Origin of the sequence: Alteromonas lipotrueiana (genome assembly GCF_019249245.1) — a bacterium.
Taxonomy (GTDB): domain Bacteria; phylum Pseudomonadota; class Gammaproteobacteria; order Enterobacterales; family Alteromonadaceae; genus Alteromonas; species Alteromonas lipotrueiana.
In genome coordinates, this window is the sequence record NZ_JAESDK010000015.1 from 90,112 (window position 1) to 112,006 (window position 21,895).

Sequence of the window (21,895 nt, forward strand, 5' to 3'; positions counted from 1 at the left end):
AGCTTATCCTCCTGCGACAAGCGTAAACGCATCGACTTTGTCGCCTTCGCTTAATTGAATTTGTGACCATTGCGGGCGATGTATTATGTTTTGATTAACCGCTAATGCCAGGTCGGTATCAGGCCAGTCTAGCTGGTCGGGAAGTTGTGAAAGCGTTGTACCGGCAACGCACTGATAGGCTTTGTTATTAACAAATATCGTAAAACTCGTCATTGGCATAACCTGCATTGAGGGTTGGGGGTAAGTGTAAAAGCTCGCCAGTTAAATTTGGTGGCATCAAAACAATGAAGGGTGCTCCAGGGCACGGGCGCTATGCCCGTAATAAAGTAAACAAGTAGCATTACCTGATACAACGCGATGGTAGACACGACCGGACCGAATATTCCGTTGGCCAGACAGGTTTGCGGTTCGTAGGCGTTCAGAGCAGACAGACACCCGTAGCAGGGCGCTTCAGGATGCGGCGAAATCGCAATTACCTGCCCGCTAAAACCGGCCGCCGAGCCGCTAAATAACGCCTTATTAACCTGGCGGGCGTAAGCGCTAAGCTGAAGTCTGGTGGTAACCGTATCGGTACAATCCAGTAACGCGTCTGCGGTATCACAAACCTCGGCAAGATTGTCGGGTACAGCGCGTTGTTCAAACGGATTAATCGTACAGGCTGAGTTGTTTTGCGCCAGTTGCTGTTGTGCTGCATAAACCTTGGGCTGGCCTATTTGCCGCTGGGTGTAAATGAATTGACGAGGTAAATTGCTAAGACTTACCGTGTCATGGTCGACCAGATTCAGTGTGCCAACTCCCATGGCTGCCAGTTGCTGTGCGGCCATGCTGCCAAGCCCTCCCATACCCACAATGGTAATAGAGGCGCTGGCTAATTTGTGCTGATGTGTTTCATCAAAGTTGTTCAGCAAAAAGTGACGGCTGTAGCGGCTGTACCATTGTTGGTCAGTCATTATAAAGCGCCTTTTGAAAGCCGGAGATAACCTGCGCCGGGTTTTCGGCCTGCGTAATGGCACTGACCACAGCCACGTTGGTAATGCCGGCCGCCTGTACCGAAGGCAGCCGGGTCAGATTAATACCACCAATGGCTACGGTTGGAATATTTTGGCACAAGGCTCGATATTCAGATAACCGCTGAGTGCCCTGGGGCGATGAAGGCATGGCTTTAGTCTTGGTTGCAAACACATGGCCCAGTGCAATGTAGGAGGGACGTAAGGGCAACACTCGGCAAAGCTCTGCATAACCATGGGTTGAGACCCCTAAACGCAGGCCGGCGGTAGCAATAGCCTCCAGGTTAGCCTGGTTCAAATCATCCTGGCCTAAATGTACCCCAAATGCCCCGGCCTCAATAGCCAGTTGCCAGTGATCATTAATAAACAGCTGAATGTTACTGGCATAGCAGAGTTTGACGGCCTGGTGTATTTGCCTGCGCAAGGCAATGTCGCAATCATGTTTAATACGAAGCTGTACAGTGGTAATGCCGGCTTCAATTAACAAAGGTAGCCAGCCGACATCATCAATAACCGGATACAAGCCTATTTTAGGCTTATGCAGCGCAGCAAAACGGCAAGCCGGAACGGTTAAAGGGTTATTGCGTTGTACCTGGGCAAAGTATTCGGGGGCCGGGTGACAGACTGCCGGTCCGGCTAATGCCTGGTGCGACGTGAGTGTGTGTGCATTTGCAATAACATTGTGTATCCAGGCGCGGGCAAGACACATGGCATCTTCAATAGCATAATTTCGGGCAAGTGCTACGGCCAGCGAGGTGGCTAACGTGCATCCGGTGCCCCGGACGTTGGGTACATCGAAGCGTTCGCCAGTATAGCGCCACGTGATGTCACAGGTATATAATGTATCTGTTATGCTTTGCTCACATGCACTATCGCTTTTAACCAACAATGCGCGAGCGCCCATTGTTTGCCAATACTTCACTGCGGTCGAGTAACATCGGGTATCAGCCAGCCGATACAGTTCGTCCAAATTGGGCGTAACCAAAGTACAATGCTGTAAAAGTGCAGCAATTGTGGTATCTGTTAACCGTCCAAAGCTACCCCCACAAGAGGTTTGCATTACCGGGTCCCATACCAGAGGCACCTCAGGAAAATGCCTTTGTTTTAACTCAATAAGTGTCTGTATGTGGGCGTCATCTGCTACTGCGCCTACTTTAATCGCAGCGGGTGGTTGTTTAATGGCGCATAACAGCTGTTGTTTAAACAAATCTGTGTCAATGCTCTCAAATCCATAAGACTGATCGTGGGTTTGTAACGAAATTAAAGTTGGCAAAGGCGTACAATGTGCGCTTAGCTGCGAAGCAACAATGGCGTCGCGCGTAAGGCCAGCGCCACCGCTGGTGTCCCAGCCCCCTATGGCCCAGATATTCTCGGGTACCTGACTCATTTTGCTGACCCGCCGGCATCGACATACAAATTTGCACCATGCTGATTAAAGCGTTCGGCCATATCCTGCATACCTTGCTGCGCCTGCTTTGATGCATGATCTCTTACTTCCTGTGAAATCTTCATCGAACAGAATTTAGGACCACACATAGAGCAAAAATGCGCGACCTTATTTGAAGCCTGGGGCAATGTTTCGTCGTGGTAGGCGCGAGCGGTATGCGGGTCGAGCGCCAAATTAAACTGGTCTTCCCAACGAAACTCAAAGCGGGCTTTAGACATAGCATTATCGCGAATTTGCGCGCCGGGGTGGCCTTTGGCTAAATCAGCGGCATGAGCGGCAATTTTGTAAGTGATCAGGCCTTGCTTAACATCTTCTTTGTTAGGCAGACCCAAATGTTCTTTGGGGGTGACATAACACAGCATGGCACAGCCGTACCAACCAATCAGCGCAGCGCCAATGCCTGAGGTAATATGGTCATAGCCGGGAGCGATGTCGGTGGTCAACGGGCCCAGGGTGTAAAAAGGCGCGCCATGGCAATGAGTCAGCTGCTGCTGCATATTTTCTTTTATCATATGCATCGGCACATGGCCGGGACCTTCAATCATTACCTGAACATCATGTTGCCACGCAATTTTGGTGAGTTCGCCCAACGTCCGCAGTTCGGCAAACTGTGCTTCATCGTTGGCATCAGCCACTGAACCAGGACGCAATCCGTCACCTAACGACAACGACACATCATACTGAGCACAAAGCTGACAAATTTCATCAAAGTGGGTGTACAAAAAGCTTTCCCGATGATGACTTAAACACCACTTTGCCATAATAGCCCCGCCGCGTGACACAATACCGGTAAGACGGTTTGCTGTCATCGGTACAAAGGGCAATCGAACACCGGCGTGTATCGTAAAATAATCCACTCCCTGTTCGGCTTGTTCTATCAAAGTGTCTTTAAAAATCTCCCAGTTAAGATTTTCGGCAACACCGCCCACTTTTTCGAGCGCCTGATAAATGGGGACAGTACCAATAGGCACCGGGCTGTTACGCAATAACCACTCCCGGGTTTCGTGGATATTACGACCCGTGGATAAATCCATAATAGTGTCGGCGCCCCAGCGTGTAGACCACACCAGCTTTTCTACTTCCTCTTCAATTGATGACGTGACCGCAGAGTTGCCTATGTTGGCGTTGATCTTAACTAAAAAATTGCGTCCGATGATCATCGGCTCGGCTTCAGGGTGATTGATATTGGCCGGGATAATGGCCCGGCCGGCGGCAACTTCGCTGCGCACAAACTCAGGGGTGATGGTGTCTGGCAGTTCAGCCTCGAAGCTCTCGCCACTATGCTGCTGGGTTAAAACAGGATCGGTAATCTGAGCCCGGCCCATATTTTCGCGAATGGCAATATATTCCATTTCGGGGGTAATAATACCGCGTCGGGCATAATGAAGCTGGGTTACGCAATGCTTTGGCCGAGCCTGTAACACAACCCGCTGACGTTCAAAACGTAGCTCATCCAGACTAATATCCTGAGACCTGGCTTTGGCATACGTAGAGCTAACGCCGGTTAAGCTATGGGTATCGCCCCGTTCGTTAATCCACGGCTGGCGTACTGGGGCTATTCCAACGTTAACATCAATAGATATCGCAGGGTCGCCATAGGGGCCTGAGGTATCATAAACCGGCACAGCCTGATTTGGTTCGCTCTGATTTTCGTTTATCGGGGTGTCGCTAAGCTGGATGTGTCGCATAGCCACCTGAATATCTGGCCTGGAGCCAGTATGGTATTCGCGGGTAGCATTGGGGTAGGCTTCGCCAGCAAGCTGACTGATAAACTGTTGCGCCTGTTGGCGTTGGTGACGACGATGTGACATGCATTCGGGCCTGTTGTAGTAGGTTTAAAATGCTTGTCAGGAGTGATTGTTGAATAATAAGCCATTAAACCCGGCTGCACTGCTAGTTTAAGCAGGTTATGCAGGCACGTGGTTTAACCGGTCTTGTTCCCTTCGCAGGTATTAGCCTGATCAGGTTCAACGGATCCCGCAAATGCGGTCTCAGCTGTAAAAGTTTCTAATAGTTAACAACTTTTACAGCACTCCGACAAGAAGTGAAGCGCCAGTATAAGAATAAAGCGGACATTACTTCAACCCCGCGAGACTCTCTATTTTGGTTAAATTGCTCCCACCTCAACTTATATCTACTCGAGGGTTTACAAAATAGTAAAGGCTAATCAAGAAGATAGGTTTTACTTAGGCGACATGGATAAATGTCGAAAAATTAGAAAGCAGAAGGCGTGTAATAAAGGAAGCAAGCCGGCTTATAAACCTGATATCGAGACAACGCTTCATCACAAACTGTTGCTAATAAGGTTGGCCAACTAACAAAATCTGCTTATAAAAAAGGCTGCAAAATTATATGCAGCCTTTTAAAAACCACGATAAACAATGGTTGTCATCGGTTATGTTTTTTACCGTATTTTAGCTATGTGCCATCGATTGCTTATAAAATGTCAGCGCTTTAGCATGGTCTTGCTGGCGCTCGCTAATTCGCGCAAGCAACATAAGATCTTCAGGGGTTTCTTTTAATTTAACCGCTTTCAATAATGCCCTTTCGGCCAGGTTTAAATCATTCGCATTAAAAGCCACATGACCTAGCAGTGAGTAGTATTGACGATTGGTCTCATCTTTTTTAATCCAGCTTTCAAGTAGTTTAATCGAAGCCGCCGGATTAGGCATACGTAACGCTTTGAAAAACGGCATAAGCGTGGGCTCAGGGCCATGGCTTTGCCACTCTACCAAGCACTCTTCGGCGTCCTGATGCATGCCTTGCTCAATAAGCTGCTCGACATAAGCCGCCCGAAAAGCTTCATCGTGTCGCTTTTTACGGGGCAATTCTGCCCAGTATTGTTTGAGCGCGTTTGCACCCTGTTTACTCGCCAATTCTGAAAACTTGCCTTTGGCCGCCCGTTGAGCCAGGGGAACCGCATCTTTTTTCAGGATTTTGCGCCATTGAGGTAATTGGGTTTGAATGGTTTGCCACTGCCCAGAGCGGGCTAAACAGTCTGCTTTCAACTGAATTACTGGTTTTTCGGTTGCCTGCTTTTCATCAAGTTTGTCTAAGGCTGCTAAGGCAGCTTCAGGCTTATCGGCGCTAAGCAGCATACGTGCCTGCTGCACTCTGGCCGGCACCGCGCAGCGCTCGTAATCACTGGCATGGTCAAGTAATTCGCTGGCACGACTCTGGTCACCCAGGTCATACGCTACTTGCGCAGCCAACAACAAATTGGCGCCATCAAAGTCGCCCTCTAACGACTGCTCAAAATACTTACGTGCCTGAGCTAACTCGCCCTGGGCATAAGACTGAACACCCCGATAGAAACTGCGTTGACGTTTTTTACGGCTTAAATGGCCAAACCATCGACGCGATCCGGTGAGCCAGCCTTTAATGACCCCCACAATTTTGAGTAGCACCCAGGCCAGCAAAACCGCAATGACCAAAGATATGGCCAGGCTGACCACGGTCATTTCTATGATGAACGTGCCCATAGAAATCAGTACATAACCTTTATCGCCTACCACCTGCGGAGCCACAATTAATGCTGCCAGTAACGCAATAATAAGCGCGATGATAATTAATAAGCGTCTCATGAGTCACGATCTCCGCGACCAAATGCTCCGTCTACTCGTTTATCAAGTAATCGCTGTAATGGGTCGGCACTTTTTAACGACTCAGGTAATTGCTGAGTAACATCGGTTTCAAGCAGACTCTGCACACTGTTAATAAAACCGGTTACCGCAGCATCTTCATTATCATACTTATTTGCAAGTAGTTGCAGAGCGTTTTGAAGGGACTGTTGATAGAGTTCTGGCTGAGCTGCTACTGCAGCCGATTGCGCCTGCATTAATTGCAGTTTTAACTGCTCGCGATTAAGCCATTGTTCCTGCTGACTCATCACTGGTTTAACTGCGGTCTCGGTGCGCTCTACTGAAATAAAGTCATCGACGATATTGTTCCATACCTGTTTAAGGTTTTGCTGCCAGTCTTTGGGTGACTCTGACAAATCTTGTGACTTTTCAGTGCTCGGCTTTTCAAAGGTATCCAAAGCCAGGTTGTCGACCTGACCTAACATGCCCGCCACCGTCAAGGCCACCGAGGTACGTGATACCGGGTTTATTTGACGTAAGGTTTGGATATCGTTGGCAATCAGTTCACGTACCGGTATAACAGAAGGATCAGCCAGCTCGCTAAGACGCGTATCGGCATTTTTTAGCAGCATGATGGCAGTACGTATATCTTTTTCAAGCCAGACCTTGCGTCCCGCCATACGCACCAGGTAGTCGGCTTCCGCTAATAACCAGTCAGCCGGCCGTTTGCCTTCCATGTTACTAATCTCAGCTAATGCCTGTTCGCTTTGACGCTGAATTTGGTCGGTTTTGTCGGCCAGCTGACTCACCATTGTTGCCAATTGCTGCTTATTTTTATCAAGCTGCAACAGTTGCTGCCGCAATTGCTGGTTTTGCTGTTCAACACTGCCCAGTTGCTGAATTTGTTGCTGGCGCTTTGATTCCATATCAGTACGCTCGCTACCTTGCTGCTGCCAGTACCAGTAGCCCACCGCGCCAAGTGCTAACACCAGCAATAATGTTATAACCACCACCACCCATAGCAATGCAGACGACTTACTGCCCTTGCGGGTTTGTCGCTTATCAGAGTGCGTCGTGGTTTTGGCAGTAGCCTTACCCAAACTTTTGTCAGCAGCTTTGCCAGACGGTTTGCCCGCGCGTTCCTGTGGTTCAACTGGTTTAGATGACGCCGACTTACCGGCTGCTTTTTCCGGGGTTTTTTCGCCCTGGGATTTGTTTTCGTTATCCGCCATTGTTTACTCCCAATTATCCTTTATCCACTGGCCCAGCTGTGCATCACTGGCACCTGCAGCAACCTCTACATTCGTTACCCCATAGGCACGAACTACCTCTGCTACCCGAGGGCTAACAGTAAGCCAGCGCTGACCGGTAAGTTCAGTATTATTCAGCCGGCCAAATAATTGCCGGGTCATTTCTTCGCTGGTGGCGATGACTCCTTTTACGTCAGACCACTGCCAATAGTTTGTTTGTCTGAATACTTGCGGAACAACCCGCTGATATACCGGCATTGGCAGAACCGAAGCACCACGTTGGCGAAGTGTCTCTGTTAAAGTGGTTCGACCAGCCTCACCCTTAATAATAACCACTTGGCGCTGATTTGCATCTATTAACTGCGGCAGCGCTAATAATCCTTCAGAGGTATGCTCGTGAGGCACTATGGGTTCGATATTATAGTTTGCCAGCATTTGTGCGGTACCTTTACCTACCGCCAGCACGGGAACCTCCACAGGCTCTGATAAGGCTTCGCTACACGCCTGTACCGCAAACTGGCTGGTAAATATCAAAATATCTGCGCTATGCTGTCTTAGCAGTAAATTCAGCTTATCCGCTGCGCCTTTCATAAAGCGAATATCGTTAAGGCCTAAAACACTGACATTAATACCAAGTTTATCAAAAGCCTGCTGGCTTTTTTCTAAATTAGGGGCCGGACGAGTTAATAGATACATAGTTATTGATACAGCGCCTTTAATATTTCACCTGCACCTTGCTCAAGCAAGGCTTCGGCCACCTCAATTCCTAAGGTTTCGCCGCGGTGCGCTTTACCGGTAGCCGAGGCAAACAATAATTGTGTGCCATCAGGCCTGCCGACCATCCCGGTCAGAGTAAGGGTGTCGTCATCCAGGGTAGCAAAACTGCCAATGGGTACCTGACACCCGCCTTCTAAGCGCTCGTTCATCGCCCGTTCGGCGCTAACCCGTAAATTGGTTGGGGCATCATCTAATGCTGCCAGTAATTCAATTAGCTGTTCGTCATCATTGCGACATTCAATTCCTACGGCGCCCTGGCCTACAGCAGGTAAGCAGATATCAGGGGTGAGCTGTTGGACTATCCGTGCCTGCATCCCCAGCCGAATTAATCCCGCTGCAGCCAGAATGATGGCATCGTAATCACCATTGTCCAGCTTTGCTAAACGGGTATTTACGTTGCCCCGCAGGTCACGAATAATAAGATCGGGGCGGTGTTTTCTAATCTGGCTTTGACGACGCAAACTGGATGTACCTACCACCGCGCCGTGGGGCAGGGCATCAATAGAGTCGACGTGATTAGAGACAAACGCATCAAAAGGATTTTCACGAGGACAAATAGCATGCAAACCAAAGGCATCGGGGAACCTCACCGGTATGTCTTTGATTGAATGTACGGCAATATCAGCGCGGCCTTCCAGCATGGCTATTTCAAGCTCTTTGATAAACAGCCCTTTACCGCCAATTTTTGCCAGTGGGGTATCAAGTATTTTATCGCCCTGGGTACTCATAGGGACCAGCTCTACGGTCAGTTGAGGGTGGTGTTTTAATAGTTCCGCTTTTACGTATTCTGCCTGCCACATTGCTAAGGCACTTTTTCGGGTAGCGATGCGAATGGTTCGATTTTTTGCAGACATGTTTTTCACTGTTCCTGTATAAACAAATAACTACAGCCAAAATTACTTCAGTTCAGGCTGCGCAATATTCAGATTTATGACCAGACTACGCCAGCTGTTGCTGTAACCAGGCGCTGATATCTTCTAACTCTTTCATACAGACATTGTGCTGCATTGGATACTCATGAAACTCTGGCTTGTAACCGGCGTCTTGCAATGTTTTATACGCCATCTCGCCTAAAACAGGCGGGACCACCGGGTCCTGAGTGCCGTGGGCAATAAAAATAGGAACCTGACGATTTTCGCCACTGGCCTGTTCGTTGAGCAAATCCGGTTCGCACATGTAGGTCGACAGCGCCATAATACCGGCAATTTTATGCTGTAACCGCAAACCCAGATGGTAAGCAATAACCCCCCCTTGAGAAAAACCAGCCAGTACAATTTTGTCAGGCGCAATCCCCGCCTTAACTTGTGCATCAAAAATAGCCTTGATGCTGGCTGCACTTTCTTCAACCCCGCTTAAATCGGCACGGCTATTAAAATCCAGCGATTTAATATCGTACCAGGCTGGCATTTTCATATTGTTGTTAATAGTGACGGTGCGGGTAGGAGCATGAGGAAATATAAAACGAATACCCAAAGAGTCGGGTAAATTTAACTCAGGCACAATAGGTGAAAAACCATGACCAGAGTCGCCAAGTCCATGCATCCAGATTACACAGGCTGTGGGGTTGTCGTTAGTATTTACTTCTACAAACGGTAGCAGAGCTTCAGACATAAGCACCTTTTAGTATTTAATAATTAATTCAGTACGCAGACAAATACGTCGGCTTTCAGGTAAAGATTACGGCATGATTGTGTTTATGCTACCATCGCAGGTTCAAATAACCACCATCCAGACAGCTAAAAACAACGACTATGGCAGCTCAATTAGGAAATTTGTTTATTCTGGCCGCGCCTTCAGGTGCTGGCAAATCCAGTTTAATTAAAGCCCTGCTCGAAAAGCACGATACCAATGATGCGTATCCCATGCAGGTATCGGTATCGCACACCACCCGGGACCCACGGCCAGGTGAGATAGACGGCGAACATTATCACTTTGTCAGCCGCGATCAATTTGAAAAACTCATAGAGCTAGGCGTGTTTTTTGAATGGGCTGAAGTATTCGGTAATTACTACGGCACTTCTCGGGTCACCATTGAACAAACCCTGCATCAAGGCGTAGATGTGTTTTTAGATATAGACTGGCAAGGGGCGAGACAGATAAAGAAGTTACTGCCTGATGCCTGTGGTATTTTCATTTTACCGCCCTCCACCGTAGTGCTTAAAGAACGCCTTAACAAGCGCGGCCAAGACTCTGACGATGTTATTGCAGCTCGGATGCAAGAAGCTGTGTCTGAAATGTCGCATTTTGACGAATTTGACTTTGTACTGGTAAACGACGACTTTGCGACCGCGCTGGGCGACTTAGAGTCGGTGGTCAGGGCACATCGGCAACGTACTCTTAAGCAAAAAATGCGATATAAGGATCTGTTGCACGATCTGTTGGGCGATCTTAGCCCTGACGAAGACGAATAAATGGTGTAAAATCGTTCAAAACACTATGACAAATATCGGTTGTAAGCTATACTTCGCGACCGTTTTTTAAAACTCGCTAATTTGATTGTCGGAGATATACATGGCCCGCGTAACCGTAGAAGATGCTGTAGATAAGGTTGGCAACCGTTTTGACCTGGTGCTGATTGCAGCACGTCGTGCCCGTCAGCTAGCAACCGGAGGCAAAGATGCCATGGTTGATGTGGCCAACGACAAACCCACTGTTACAGCGCTTCGCGAAATTGAAGAAGGCCTGGTAACAGCGGCGACGTTAGAGCAAGACGACATGCGCGATCAGGAACAACAGGAACGTACAGATTTTTCTTCTGTTGCGAACATTCTGTCTGATCAGTAGGCTTCGCCCGACTGTAAGAAAATATAAAGCGCCAGTGTGCCCTTAAGGTTCACTGGCGCTTTGCCATTGGCAAGTCTTTTAATTCGCCGTATTCTTATCACTCATCGTATTTACCGGAAGTCTGTATAACACTGTGTATCTATTTGAGGGTTTAAAACAAAAAATTTCAGACTACCTGTCGCCAGAACGTGTTCATCTGGTACAGGAAGCCTTTATTCTTGCCCATGAGGCGCATGATGGCCAAATGCGTTCCAGCGGCGACCCGTATATTACTCATCCTGTAGCGGTAGCCGGCATTCTGGCCGATATGCATCTTGACCACGAAACTTTAATGGCAGCATTGCTACATGATGTCATCGAAGATACGCATTTTAGCGAAAAAGATCTTGCCGACGCGTTTGGAAACACCGTGGCCGAATTGGTTGAAGGGGTCAGCAAACTCGACAAATTGGCATTTTCTAATAAACAGGAAGCCCAGGCAGAAAACTTTCGTAAAATGATGATGGCGATGGTGCAGGATATCCGGGTTATATTGATAAAATTGGCCGATCGTACCCACAATATGCGCACGTTGGGGGCTTTACGCCCTGATAAACGCCGTCGTATTGCCCGTGAAACCCTGGATATTTATGCCCCTATTGCCCATCGGCTGGGTATTCACGATGTCAAGAATGAGCTTGAAGATCTGGGTTTTCAGGCTATGTACCCAATGCGCCATCGCGCCCTTAAGTCAGCAGTAAAACAGGCTCGGGGTAATCGTAAAGAAATTATCGACAATATTCGGTTGGAACTGGACTCCCGGTTAGCCGAATATGCTATTTCGGCCACGGTGATTGGTCGCGAAAAGCATCTTTATTCTATCTATCGTAAAATGTTGAACAAAGAACTGATGTTTAACGAAGTGATGGATATTTATGCGTTTCGTATCGTCGTCGACTCGGTTGATAATTGTTATCGTTCGTTAGGGGCGATGCACAGTTTGTACAAACCCATCGAAACCCGGTTTAAAGACTATATTGCGATTCCGCGCACCAATGGGTATCAGTCGTTGCATACCTCGTTGGTGGGCCCCCATGGTATTCCGGTTGAAGTACAGATTCGTACTCACGCTATGGATCAAATGGCCGACAAAGGCGTGGCAGCGCACTGGCTTTATAAAGAACCCAGCGACAGCGACACAACTGCGCAACTGCGAGCTCGTAAATGGATGCAAAGCTTACTGGAGCTTCAACAGAGCGCCAGTTCATCCTTTGAATTTATCGAGTCGGTAAAAACCGATTTGTTCCCTGATGAAATTTATGTTTTTACGCCCGACGGCCGTATTATTGAGCTGCCAATGGGCGCCACGGCGGTCGATTTTGCCTATGCCGTACACTCTGATATTGGCAATACCTGTGTAGGGGTTCGGGTTGAGCGACGTAACTATAGCTTAAGTAAGCCGTTAGAAAACGGCCAGACTGTTGAGGTTATTACTTCGCCCAAAGCCAAGCCCAATGCTAATTGGCTTAATTTTGTAGTGAGTGCCCGGGCCCGCACCCGAATTCGCCAGTATTTGCGTAAGCAGCATTCTCAGGAGGCGGTAAATATGGGCAACCGCTTGCTACGTCATGCTTTAGGTAATGTGAAGCTGGACAATATTGCTCCAGAAAACATTGAGCGGGTGGTACAGGAAACCAAGCACAGAACCTTTGATGACTTATTGGTTGATATTGGTCTGGGCAATGAACTTAGCGCTATTGTGGCGCGGCGATTATTGGGCCAAAGTGAAGACCTGCCCCAGAAAAAAGGTCATGTAGCTATACGCGGTACAGAAGGTTTACTGGTGCACTACGCACGCTGTTGTCACCCTATTCCTGATGATGAAATAGTGGCAGTGCTTAGCCCGGGCCGCGGCATGACCATTCACCAAACCGGTTGTAACAATATTCGTAAACTGAGCCGCGAAGAACCGCAGCGCGTATTACCTATGCAGTGGGACGATCAGCCTCATGGTGAATTTAAAGCTTCGTTGCGTATTGAACTGTACAATCATCAGGGCACGCTGGCGACACTCACCAATATGATTTCGGGTTGCGACTCTAATATTATTGGTCTGCAGACAGAAGAAAAAGAAAGTAACATTTATTTTATCGATATTGAACTGACCACGCACAACCGTGTGCATCTGGCGCGTATCATGCGAAAAATTCGCACCATGCCAGAAGTACAGAAAGTTTCAAGACACAGTCAGTCTCGGCACTAATTCATTTATTATACAGGACACTTTCATGTCAAAAGCCATTATTCAGACCGATAACGCTCCAGAAGCCATAGGTACTTATAGTCAGGCTGTTAAAGCTGGAACTACTGTTTATTTATCGGGACAAATTCCGTTGGTTCCCAGTACGATGAAACTGGTTTCTCAAGACTTTGCTGAACAGGCCCGCCAGGTTTTTGAAAATGTGAAGGCGGTGTGTGAAGCCGCCGGTGGTACGATAAACGATTTAGCAAAGATAAATATTTATCTAACCGACCTGAGTCATTTTGCCACGGTAAATGAAATTATGAGTGGCTATTTTTCGCAGCCTTACCCGGCCCGTGCCGCAATTGGTGTACGCGCGTTGCCAAAAGATGCGCAAATTGAAATAGACGGCATTATGGAACTCCCCGAGTAATATTGGCCGTCTTTTAAGCACACCGGCAAAAGCTGGCCTTGCAACAGGCCGGCTTTTTTTGTGCCCGCAATTAACAACTCAAAGCCGCGAGACGTTAACCCCTTAAACTACGTCGCCCCGGGATACGGATGCAAAGGCGCATTACTCGCCATTCGCCGATGGGTAGTTTACACTCGCAGACATACACTGTATTTATTTTTCAGGAACCATACATCACTATGCAGGCACTGGCTCAAACACCCATCACCACCTTAAAAGGCGTAGGTGCTAAGGTTGCTGAGAAGCTGGCAAAAATTGGTCTTGCCACCATTCAGGATATTCTGTTTCATTTGCCGTCGCGCTATGAAGACAGAACCAAAGTTTACAGTGTGGATGCATGTCGTCCGTTTACGCATGTCAGTATTCAGGGCGAGGTAAAAAGCGCCGATATTATGTATGGCAAAACCCGTATGCTGGCGGTTAAGGTCAGCGATGGCAGCGGCACTATTACACTGCGCTTTTTCCATTTTGGCGCATTGCAGCGCACCATGCTTTCACCTGGTAATCAGGTACGCTGTTTTGGTGAAATACGTACCGGCAAGTGGGGGCTGGAAATGATGCACCCCGAATTTAAACTTATTGACGATGATCATATTGAAACAGAAGAAGCACTGACCCCCGTTTACCCCACCACCGAGGGCGTAAAGCAGCTTACTTTGCGAAACCTTACCGACCAGGGGTTGGCACTGCTTGATAAAGGCGCGTTGACCGACTTACTTCCTGATGGGATGTACGCTCAGCAAGTTTCGCTGACGGAAGCTTTGCATTTGGTTCACCGGCCACCCCCCGATGCCGGACTGGTTTTGCTTGAAGAGGGCCGCCATCCTTCTCAGCAACGTCTTATTTTAGAAGAATTACTGGCGCATAATTTAAGTGTATTGAAAGTTCGCCAGCAATCAGATCAGCAACCAGGTATCCCTATCGAGGTTAATCAAAAACTGGTCGATAAGTTATTAAGTGCATTGCCGTTTAACCCTACTGGCGCGCAGCAGCGGGTAGTTAATGAAATTCAGACCGATATGCAACGAACCAGACCCATGATGCGTTTGGTGCAAGGTGACGTAGGGTCGGGCAAAACGTTGGTGGCTGCGCTGGCTGCATTATCTGCTATCGGGGCTGGGTATCAGGTAGCTTTAATGGCACCTACCGAGCTATTGGCCGAGCAGCATGCTAATAACTTTCGTGACTGGCTTGCCCCGCTGGGTATAGAGGTGGGGTGGTTAGCGGGCAAGCTTAAAGGCAAAGCTCGCGAACAGGTTCTCACTCAGCTGGCTGCCGGTGATATACAAATGCTGGTAGGCACTCATGCTATTTTTCAGGCTAGTGTTAACTATCAGCACCTGGCATTAGTGATTGTTGATGAGCAACATCGATTTGGCGTGCATCAGCGTTTAGCGCTACGTGAAAAAGGCGAAACTCAGGGCCGGTTCCCTCATCAGTTAATTATGACGGCCACCCCTATTCCGCGTACGCTGGCTATGACCGCCTATGCCGACTTAGATACGTCGATAATTGATGAGCTGCCGCCCGGGCGCTCCCCGGTAACCACCGTTGTCATTCCCGATACCCGCCGTGATGACGTTATTTCCCGGGTTTACGATGCGTGCCATGGGCATGGGCGTCAGGCTTATTGGGTATGTACTTTAATCGATGAGTCTGAGGTATTGGAATGTCAGGCTGCTGAAGATGCGGCGGTGACCCTGCGTACTGCTTTACCAGAATTGAAGGTCGGACTGGTGCATGGGCGGTTAAAGCCAGCTGAAAAGGCGCAGGTTATGGCCCAGTTTAAAGCTGGTGAGCTAGACTTACTGGTTGCCACCACCGTGATTGAAGTGGGCGTAGATGTGCCCAACGCCAGTATTATGATTATTGAAAATCCGGAACGTCTGGGTCTGGCTCAACTGCACCAGCTGCGTGGCCGGGTAGGACGGGGGGCGGTAGAAAGTCAGTGTGTGTTATTGTATTCAAGTCCTTTATCAAAAACAGCCACCCAGCGTTTGGGCGTATTGCGTGAGTCAAGCGATGGCTTTTATATCGCTCAGCGCGATCTTGAAATTCGCGGGCCGGGCGAGCTTATGGGCACCCGGCAAACCGGCATGGCCGAGCTTAAAATTGCGGATTTGGTGCGCGATGCCCAGCTGATTCCTCAGGTTCAGGACATTGCTGAACGCCTTTGGCAGGAATATCCGTCCCATGCCCAGGCCATCATCAATCGCTGGATTGGCTTTAAGGAACAATATGGACATGCCTGAGTATTTTTTGTATACCGAAAAACAGTCACAACAGGCCGATGAAATTGCCAGCCGCTGGGGCTTTGTTTGCTGTGACCAGCCGCCCACTGGTCTGGCGCTGTATCTTGATAGTGCTGGTTTGCAGCTAAAAGATTTTGATGTGCCTCGCCAACAAGGGGTTATGGTCGATTTTTTGTCTGGTGCCAGTGAGTACCGGCGGCTACGTAGCGGTGCTAAAAAAGAGCCTATTGCCAAAGCCATCGGCATGAAGGGTAATCAGGCACGTACGGTAATAGATGCAACGCCCGGGTTGGGCCGCGATGCGTTTGTGTTAGCGGGCCTGGGTTGTTCGGTCTACATGATAGAACGCTCAGCGGTGGTGGCCGCTTTGCTAGACGACGGCATTCAGCGTTTAGCGCAACAAATGCCCGAGCTAGCCGAGCAGTTTAAATTGATACATGGCAATAGTATCGATATTTTACAGCATTGGCCGCACCAGGTTGTTGAAGCCATTTATTTAGATCCAATGTTTCCACATCGTAAAAAATCTGCTTTAGTTAAAAAAGAGATGAGAGTCTTTCAAAACCTTTTAGGAACCGACGCAGATGCAGATAGCCTGTTGTCGCCAGCGTTGAAATTGGCGACCCAGCGGGTGGTAGTGAAGCGCCCTAATAGCGCAGAGGTTTTGGCGGGTCAGTCACCTGACATGGCTATTACCAGTAAGAAGCATCGATTTGATGTTTATCTGACTTAACCAATAAATAGGGAGAATGTTATGATCAATGTAGGTAGTCCACTGCCAGAAGTGTCTTTTGGTGTGCTGGTAAATGGAGAGATAACTAATCCCCATACAAATGCATTGTTTGGTGATAAAAAAGTGGTGTTGTTTGCGGTTCCTGGCGCGTTTACGCCAACTTGTTCGGCGGCTCATTTGCCCGGATATATTACGTTGGCTGACAAACTTAAAGCCAAAGGTATTGATGAAATCATGTGTGTGTCGGTGAACGATGCCTTTGTAATGGATGCCTGGAAACAGTCGGCTAATGCTGATGCTGTAACTATGCTGGCTGACGCCAATGCCACATTTACCAAGCAAATAGGTATGGATATGGACACCGGTGAATTTGGGGGTGTTCGTTCGTTACGTTATTCAATGTTGGTAAACGATGGTATTGTTGAAGCGGTAAATATTGAAGATCCTGGTCGTTTTGTAGTCAGCGATGCGCAATCTATGTTAGATAGCCTATAAAAGCGATCTTACTTAGGGCTTCAATACGTATGACTATTTGGTCAGACAGGTACAATATGTCTGATTTAGCACAGGCTTGGTTAATCTTTTAGAACTGTTCGGTAATATGCCGGATATTGAACTAAAAAGTTAACCTATTATAAGAATAGAGCGGTGAAGATAAGGCAGTACTTCACGTATTATAAATACGTAACCCGACGCGCATTCGAGTCATCTTAACAAGACGGCATTCTTCTTTTCGTCGGGCCATGGAGGGTTGTTCTTATGGCAAAAAGCCAAAAGTTCAATGTATATTTAATTTCCCCATCTTGTTATAGCGATGCTAAACAAGACCCAAATGTGAATTTGTTCAAAAGCCTGCTAGAGACATGCGGGTACGAGGTTAATTTGCTTGGCAGCGCGGCAGCGTTACCAGAAACTTATAACCAGGATCTGGTATTTTATGACGCCGCGGGCAGTACCAACAAACTGGATGACTTTTACGGGAGCGCCGGAAATGCACGCTGGATTCTGTTCAACCTGCAACCAGGCGAATTAGACGAATGTGAAGCGATTATTGCCGGAGTTGAAGGCACGTTTTACGCATCTGATTCACCCGAACTGTTATTAAAAGGTGTTCGCCGTTTAAGCAAAATGGATGTGTGGTTTAAACGAGGTTCAATTAATGAAGCGTTGCGACGTATGCGTCAGTATGCCCGCAGACCTGCATTAAAAGCGAATCGTCCGACGGTTCCCAGAGCCGGTAACAATCATCCTAAGTTGACCAAACGTGAAATGACTATTATTGAGTTAGTGTCTAAAGGAGCGCAAAACCAGGAGATTGCAGACCAGTTACATATTAGCGTTAATACAGTAAAAACCCATATCTACAGTATTTTTCGCAAAACTCAGTCACGCAATCGTATCGAGCTATTGTCGTGGTCGCAAAACTATATGAATGAGCAAGCTTGATACCTCTTATCAAGTGAACCCCTTATATTCCTTTCGTACATTGGCCCGGGTATAATCACCCGGGTTAATTATTTGTGGGGTTATGGGTGAACAAACGCGATGTTATTGTGATTGGAGCAGGAGCTGCAGGGCTGTTTTGTGCAGCGCAGGCGGGTCAACGCGGACGTAAAGTTGAAGTTTTGGATCACGCTAAAAAAGTAGGGCGTAAGATTCTGATGTCCGGGGGAGGACGTTGTAATTTTACCAATATGTATACCGGGCCCGAAAATTTTCTCTCAGCTAACCCCCACTATTGTAAGTCGGCGCTTAATCAATACACCCAGTGGGATTTTATCGCTTTAGTCAATGACTACCATATTGCATATCATGAAAAAGCCCTGGGTCAGCTATTTTGTGACGACAGCGCATCGCAAATTGTTGATTTACTAATGAGCGAGTGCCGTAAAGCCAATGCGACCGTCACCACCCGTTGCGAAATTCTACAGGTAGAAAAGAACGATAAGGGCTACTACTTAAATACCAGTTTGGGTGAATACCAATGTGAATCTTTAGTGATAGCCACCGGGGGGCTAAGTATGCCTAAGCTAGGTGCTACACCCTTTGGTTATAAAGTAGCCGAGCAGTTCGGCTTAAGTGTATTGCCGACCCGCGCGGGTCTGGTGCCATTTACACTTCCTCCCGAGCTTAAAGAACCATTAGCGGCAATTTCTGGCATATCGCAACCGGTGCGCACCGCATGTAATAACACTGACTTTCTGGAAGACCTGTTGATAACCCATCGGGGCTTGTCTGGACCCGCGGTGTTGCAAATCTCTTCTTATTGGGAGGGCGGTGAGGTCAGTATTGATTTAAGCCCGCAGGAAGATATGCACAACAAACTTTGTAGTACGCGAGAAAACCAGCCCAACATTACCTTAAAGACATTTTTAGGTACCTGCTTTGCAAAAAGACTGGCCGAAACCCTTATCGACGTAATGGCTCTGCCAAACGTGCCACTTAAGCAGTTGAACCAAAAACAGCTGAGTGATATTGCCAGCCAGCTGCACCAGTGGCAGGTAAAACCGTCTGGTACAGAAGGCTATCGTACCGCCGAAGTAACTTTGGGCGGAGTCAATACTGATGGGCTATCTTCTAAGACCATGGAAGCCAAGCAAGTACCGGGCTTGTTCTTTATTGGCGAAGTGGTGGATGTGACAGGCTGGCTTGGCGGCTATAATTTTCAGTGGGCATGGAGTTCGGGCTGGGTAGCGGGACAACATGTGTGATGCCCCGCCGTCTGCAATGCTTTGCGCATATTGGTTAAGGAAACTATCGGCTTAGCTGGTATTTGCTCACTTGTTTAACTGCGCGGGTAAGAGCAGTTAACGCCGCTGATTCAAGATCAAACCAGTGCCAGAACAAAGGTACGCTTAGCTGTTTTCCAGGGAACAGGTTCACCAGCTGCCCGGCTTCGGTTTGCTCTTTTACCTGTAGTGCCGGTAATAGCGCCCACACGGCGCCCGAAACCGCCATTTGTGCAAAGCCGTGGGAAGAAGGATACCAATGGCAGTTATTTATCGAGGGAGCGACATTCATACACTGCTGTTGATAGTCACTTAATAAGGCTACATCATACTCATCATAAATTAAGCCGGGGGCCCGGTTTACCGTTTCCGGGCTGATACCTTCAGATAAATGTTGCTGAATAAAAGCAGGCGACGCATACAGTTGATAATCCATAGTACCCAAGCGCACAGATTGGGCCCCAGCCACCGCCAGGCCAGTCTGGCTAATACACGCCATAACCTTGCCTTGTTGTAACAAGCTGCGGGTTTGGGATTGATCAGCATTATAAATATGTACCGGGTTAGACTTTTCCGCTGTAAATTGCGCCATTACCTCACTAAACCAGGTGGCCAGCACATCATTGTTGACTGCTACACTAAGTGCAGACACTTCTTCATCAAGTCCGGTATCACCGGCCAACTGCTCTTCCAGAACACATACCTTTTGATAATGCGCTAGTAGCTGCGCACCTAAATCGGTCGCTTTAAGCGGTTTAGCGCGCACCAGTACCGGCCCATGAACCTTATGTTCAAGCCGTTTAATTTTTTGCGATACCGCCGACTGAGTTAAGTTCAGCGCCTGTGCGCCTCTTTCGAAACTGCCGTAACGAATCACCTCGCTTAAACAGTGTAAACCCGAATAATCAAGCATTAAAATAATTACTTTAAACAAAATAAGATTAATTTAATTTATTCCATTGTACACACTATGATCAAACGAATTCGGAAGTTAAAAGTGCAAATGGGTAGAGAAAGCGATGTTAGCTGCAATAAGTGGATTTCTAATGGGCGGTACGCTGATTATCGCAATAGGCGCGCAAAACAGCTTTTTGATAGAGCAGTCACTAAAGAAACAATGGACCGGATTGTTTGTTGTATTGTTTATTGTCAGTGATGCCGCCGGTATTACACTGGGGGCCCTGGGCTTTGGGTTATTGCTACAGGAATACCCACTACTTATTGCGGTCACGAAGTGGGCGGGTGTTGTATTTTTACTTTTATTCGCTGCACAAAAAATCAAAGCCTCTATGGCCAGCGACGCTATGCTGATCAAACTAAGCAGCCAGGTTATGCCAATAAAACGGGCGATACTGACTGCACTCGCCGTCACCTGGCTAAACCCACACTTTTATTTAGATACATTACTACTAATGGGCAATCTTGCCAGCCAATGGCGTGCTGATAAGTGGTGGTTCGTTGCCGGCGCTATCGTAGCTTCTGTAGTTTGGTTTGTAGGGTTAAGTGTATTAACTACGTTTTGTGCAAAGTGGATGCGTAAACCTAAATTCTGGCGTTGGTTTAACCGGCTCAACGCGCTGGTACTTGGCGCTATCGGGTTACACCTTGCTACTTTATGAGACGCCATTTCGGTTACTTTCATCGCCCCCCCTTTGTATAAACTACTCAGGCCTTGATACAAATAACTGCGTTACCAGAGCTTTTCGGTTACCAAAAAATTAATAATTCCTCTTCATATTAGAAGGAACCAAACGAAATAACCCTGAAACCTCTATTTGTAGGCGTTACAAACAGGGATTCAGTCCTTGAAACAGCTACTAAACATAGCATTACTTTTATCTGTACCCCGCACAAAACGGGCTTTTTAAACAAAAATTGACCTGATCGCGCACATATTGACCGAATAGTCATTAAAATGTCATTTTCTTTAAATTAAGGGTTGATCAAATCTCAGATCAGCGTACTATGCGCATCTCTTCGACGGGACAGGCCAAACGGCAACACTGAAGAAGGGTTATCAGTCAGGCTACAGAGCAACGCTGGTAACGGTTTTTAGCTTCAAACGCTTTTAGAAAAAACTTTCAAAAAAGTGTTGACGCAGAAAACGAAACGCGTAGAATGCGCATCCCGCTTCGGGGAGAAACGAAGCAAAACGTGAAGTAGAAATAAACCTCGGTTTACTTTGAAAAGCGTGCCAGCCGGCATGCCGGCTGTCAAAACGTTCTTTAACAATTTGTAACAAGACAATCTGTGTGGGCACTCGTTAAGAGTGTCAACCGAAGATTCATAAAAAGTTTTCGATATATTTAATTGAAGAGTTTGATCATGGCTCAGATTGAACGCTGGCGGCAGGCCTAACACATGCAAGTCGAACGGTAACATTTCTAGCTTGCTAGAAGATGACGAGTGGCGGACGGGTGAGTAATGCTTGGGAACTTGCCTTTGCGAGGGGGATAACCACTGGAAACGGTGGCTAATACCGCATAATGTCTACGGACCAAACGAGGGCTTAGGCTCTTGCGCAAAGAGAGGCCCAAGTGAGATTAGCTAGTTGGTGGGGTAAAGGCTCACCAAGGCAACGATCTCTAGCTGTTCTGAGAGGAAGATCAGCCACACTGGGACTGAGACACGGCCCAGACTCC

The 21,895-nt window shown here is 47.8% G+C and carries 20 protein-coding genes, 1 rRNA gene and 1 riboswitch; of the genes, 11 read left to right on the forward strand and 10 right to left on the reverse strand.

The features are described 5' to 3' along the window. Window positions 1–3: 3 nt before the first annotated feature. The 9 genes from thiS to JK130_RS11270 all read right to left on the reverse strand — a co-directional run bounded on the left by thiS (window position 4) and on the right by JK130_RS11270 (window position 9,673). Window positions 4–213 carry a sulfur carrier protein ThiS gene (gene thiS, locus JK130_RS11230; RefSeq protein ID WP_218354420.1) on the reverse strand — a complete coding sequence of 70 codons (210 nt, stop codon included), beginning with the start codon at window positions 211–213 and terminating at the stop codon, window positions 4–6. Next, window positions 210–950, reverse strand: coding sequence for a HesA/MoeB/ThiF family protein (locus JK130_RS11235; protein WP_218354421.1), 741 nt, complete (start codon window positions 948–950; stop codon window positions 210–212). Before JK130_RS11235 ends, thiS begins: the two co-directional genes overlap by 4 nt. Then, window positions 943–2,394, reverse strand: coding sequence for a thiamine phosphate synthase (thiE, locus tag JK130_RS11240; protein ID WP_218354422.1), 1,452 nt, complete (start codon window positions 2,392–2,394; stop codon window positions 943–945). The genes JK130_RS11235 and thiE overlap by 8 nt, the downstream gene beginning before the upstream one ends. Beyond that, on the reverse strand, window positions 2,391–4,265 hold the full coding sequence (thiC, locus tag JK130_RS11245; RefSeq protein WP_218354423.1) for a phosphomethylpyrimidine synthase ThiC: 1,875 nt from the start codon (window positions 4,263–4,265) through the stop codon (window positions 2,391–2,393). The genes thiE and thiC overlap by 4 nt, the downstream gene beginning before the upstream one ends. A gap of 110 nt (window positions 4,266–4,375) precedes the next feature. Further along, window positions 4,376–4,501, reverse strand: a riboswitch (TPP riboswitch). 367 nt (window positions 4,502–4,868) lie between these two features. Further along, on the reverse strand, window positions 4,869–6,038 hold the full coding sequence (locus tag JK130_RS11250) for a heme biosynthesis HemY N-terminal domain-containing protein (protein WP_218354424.1): 1,170 nt from the start codon (window positions 6,036–6,038) through the stop codon (window positions 4,869–4,871). Continuing rightward, window positions 6,035–7,267, reverse strand: a complete 1,233-nt coding sequence (locus JK130_RS11255) for a uroporphyrinogen-III C-methyltransferase (protein WP_218354425.1) — start codon at window positions 7,265–7,267, stop codon at window positions 6,035–6,037. The genes JK130_RS11250 and JK130_RS11255 overlap by 4 nt, the downstream gene beginning before the upstream one ends. A 3-nt stretch (window positions 7,268–7,270) precedes the next feature. Beyond that, window positions 7,271–7,981 carry a uroporphyrinogen-III synthase gene (locus tag JK130_RS11260; protein WP_218354426.1) on the reverse strand — a complete coding sequence of 237 codons (711 nt, stop codon included), beginning with the start codon at window positions 7,979–7,981 and terminating at the stop codon, window positions 7,271–7,273. A gap of 2 nt (window positions 7,982–7,983) precedes the next feature. Next, window positions 7,984–8,916 carry a hydroxymethylbilane synthase gene (hemC, locus tag JK130_RS11265; RefSeq protein ID WP_218354427.1) on the reverse strand — a complete coding sequence of 311 codons (933 nt, stop codon included), beginning with the start codon at window positions 8,914–8,916 and terminating at the stop codon, window positions 7,984–7,986. Between the two features lie 85 nt (window positions 8,917–9,001). After that, window positions 9,002–9,673 carry an alpha/beta hydrolase gene (locus tag JK130_RS11270; protein ID WP_218354428.1) on the reverse strand — a complete coding sequence of 224 codons (672 nt, stop codon included), beginning with the start codon at window positions 9,671–9,673 and terminating at the stop codon, window positions 9,002–9,004. 140 nt (window positions 9,674–9,813) lie between these two features. On the opposite strand from JK130_RS11270, the gene gmk reads away from it, so the two are divergent. The 9 genes from gmk (at window position 9,814) to JK130_RS11315 (ending at window position 19,235) form a co-directional block, all read left to right on the forward strand. Next, entirely contained in the window at window positions 9,814–10,473 is a 660-nt protein-coding gene (gmk, locus tag JK130_RS11275) for a guanylate kinase (protein WP_218354429.1), read from the forward strand. Between the two features lie 100 nt (window positions 10,474–10,573). Further along, window positions 10,574–10,846: a DNA-directed RNA polymerase subunit omega gene (gene rpoZ, locus JK130_RS11280; RefSeq protein ID WP_218354430.1), complete on the forward strand. Its 273-nt coding sequence runs from the start codon at window positions 10,574–10,576 to the stop codon at window positions 10,844–10,846. Between the two features lie 133 nt (window positions 10,847–10,979). Further along, window positions 10,980–13,088, forward strand: coding sequence for a bifunctional GTP diphosphokinase/guanosine-3',5'-bis pyrophosphate 3'-pyrophosphohydrolase (spoT, locus tag JK130_RS11285; protein WP_218354431.1), 2,109 nt, complete (start codon window positions 10,980–10,982; stop codon window positions 13,086–13,088). A 25-nt stretch (window positions 13,089–13,113) separates the two neighbouring features. Further along, complete coding sequence (locus JK130_RS11290; RefSeq protein WP_218354432.1) at window positions 13,114–13,500, forward strand: RidA family protein; 387 nt, start codon at window positions 13,114–13,116, stop codon at window positions 13,498–13,500. A gap of 218 nt (window positions 13,501–13,718) precedes the next feature. Next, the gene (gene recG / locus JK130_RS11295) at window positions 13,719–15,791 is read left to right on the forward strand and encodes an ATP-dependent DNA helicase RecG (RefSeq protein WP_218354433.1); all 2,073 of its coding nucleotides are present in this window, start codon (window positions 13,719–13,721) and stop codon (window positions 15,789–15,791) included. After that, a complete protein-coding gene (locus tag JK130_RS11300; RefSeq protein WP_246587772.1) occupies window positions 15,784–16,524 on the forward strand; it encodes a class I SAM-dependent methyltransferase in 741 nt (246 codons plus the stop codon). Before recG ends, JK130_RS11300 begins: the two co-directional genes overlap by 8 nt. Before the next feature lie 21 nt (window positions 16,525–16,545). Continuing rightward, window positions 16,546–17,019: a peroxiredoxin gene (locus JK130_RS11305; protein ID WP_218354435.1), complete on the forward strand. Its 474-nt coding sequence runs from the start codon at window positions 16,546–16,548 to the stop codon at window positions 17,017–17,019. Window positions 17,020–17,358: 339 nt separating this feature from the next. After that, window positions 17,359–17,970 (forward strand): helix-turn-helix transcriptional regulator, encoded by a 612-nt coding sequence (locus JK130_RS11310; protein WP_218354436.1) that lies wholly within the window; start codon window positions 17,359–17,361, stop codon window positions 17,968–17,970. An 86-nt stretch (window positions 17,971–18,056) separates the two neighbouring features. Then, window positions 18,057–19,235, forward strand: coding sequence for a BaiN/RdsA family NAD(P)/FAD-dependent oxidoreductase (locus JK130_RS11315; protein ID WP_218354437.1), 1,179 nt, complete (start codon window positions 18,057–18,059; stop codon window positions 19,233–19,235). Window positions 19,236–19,278: 43 nt separating this feature from the next. Here JK130_RS11315 and JK130_RS11320 read toward each other — a convergent pair whose 3' ends face one another. Next, complete coding sequence (locus JK130_RS11320; RefSeq protein ID WP_218354438.1) at window positions 19,279–20,166, reverse strand: ArgP/LysG family DNA-binding transcriptional regulator; 888 nt, start codon at window positions 20,164–20,166, stop codon at window positions 19,279–19,281. A gap of 106 nt (window positions 20,167–20,272) precedes the next feature. Here JK130_RS11320 and JK130_RS11325 point away from each other — a divergent pair, with 106 nt between their 5' ends. Both JK130_RS11325 and JK130_RS11330 read left to right on the forward strand, forming a co-directional pair. Beyond that, window positions 20,273–20,872 carry a LysE/ArgO family amino acid transporter gene (locus JK130_RS11325; protein ID WP_246587773.1) on the forward strand — a complete coding sequence of 200 codons (600 nt, stop codon included), beginning with the start codon at window positions 20,273–20,275 and terminating at the stop codon, window positions 20,870–20,872. A gap of 688 nt (window positions 20,873–21,560) precedes the next feature. Then, window positions 21,561–21,895 (forward strand): 16S ribosomal RNA (locus tag JK130_RS11330); the annotation flags it as partial.

Coding starts and splice junctions, on each gene's coding strand:
- hemC (WP_218354427.1), bottom strand. CDS start 8,916: ATGTCTGCAAAAAATCGAACCATTCGCATCGCTACCCGAAAAAGTGCC.
- JK130_RS11320 (WP_218354438.1), bottom strand. CDS start 20,166: ATGCTTGATTATTCGGGTTTACACTGTTTAAGCGAGGTGATTCGTTAC.
- JK130_RS11300 (WP_246587772.1), top strand. CDS start 15,784: ATGCCTGAGTATTTTTTGTATACCGAAAAACAGTCACAACAGGCCGAT.
- JK130_RS11305 (WP_218354435.1), top strand. CDS start 16,546: ATGATCAATGTAGGTAGTCCACTGCCAGAAGTGTCTTTTGGTGTGCTG.
- rpoZ (WP_218354430.1), top strand. CDS start 10,574: ATGGCCCGCGTAACCGTAGAAGATGCTGTAGATAAGGTTGGCAACCGT.
- JK130_RS11270 (WP_218354428.1), bottom strand. CDS start 9,673: ATGTCTGAAGCTCTGCTACCGTTTGTAGAAGTAAATACTAACGACAAC.
- thiS (WP_218354420.1), bottom strand. CDS start 213: ATGACGAGTTTTACGATATTTGTTAATAACAAAGCCTATCAGTGCGTT.
- JK130_RS11235 (WP_218354421.1), bottom strand. CDS start 950: ATGACTGACCAACAATGGTACAGCCGCTACAGCCGTCACTTTTTGCTG.
- thiC (WP_218354423.1), bottom strand. CDS start 4,265: ATGTCACATCGTCGTCACCAACGCCAACAGGCGCAACAGTTTATCAGT.
- JK130_RS11255 (WP_218354425.1), bottom strand. CDS start 7,267: ATGGCGGATAACGAAAACAAATCCCAGGGCGAAAAAACCCCGGAAAAA.
- thiE (WP_218354422.1), bottom strand. CDS start 2,394: ATGAGTCAGGTACCCGAGAATATCTGGGCCATAGGGGGCTGGGACACC.
- JK130_RS11250 (WP_218354424.1), bottom strand. CDS start 6,038: ATGAGACGCTTATTAATTATCATCGCGCTTATTATTGCGTTACTGGCA.
- JK130_RS11290 (WP_218354432.1), top strand. CDS start 13,114: ATGTCAAAAGCCATTATTCAGACCGATAACGCTCCAGAAGCCATAGGT.
- JK130_RS11325 (WP_246587773.1), top strand. CDS start 20,273: ATGTTAGCTGCAATAAGTGGATTTCTAATGGGCGGTACGCTGATTATC.
- gmk (WP_218354429.1), top strand. CDS start 9,814: ATGGCAGCTCAATTAGGAAATTTGTTTATTCTGGCCGCGCCTTCAGGT.
- recG (WP_218354433.1), top strand. CDS start 13,719: ATGCAGGCACTGGCTCAAACACCCATCACCACCTTAAAAGGCGTAGGT.
- JK130_RS11260 (WP_218354426.1), bottom strand. CDS start 7,981: ATGTATCTATTAACTCGTCCGGCCCCTAATTTAGAAAAAAGCCAGCAG.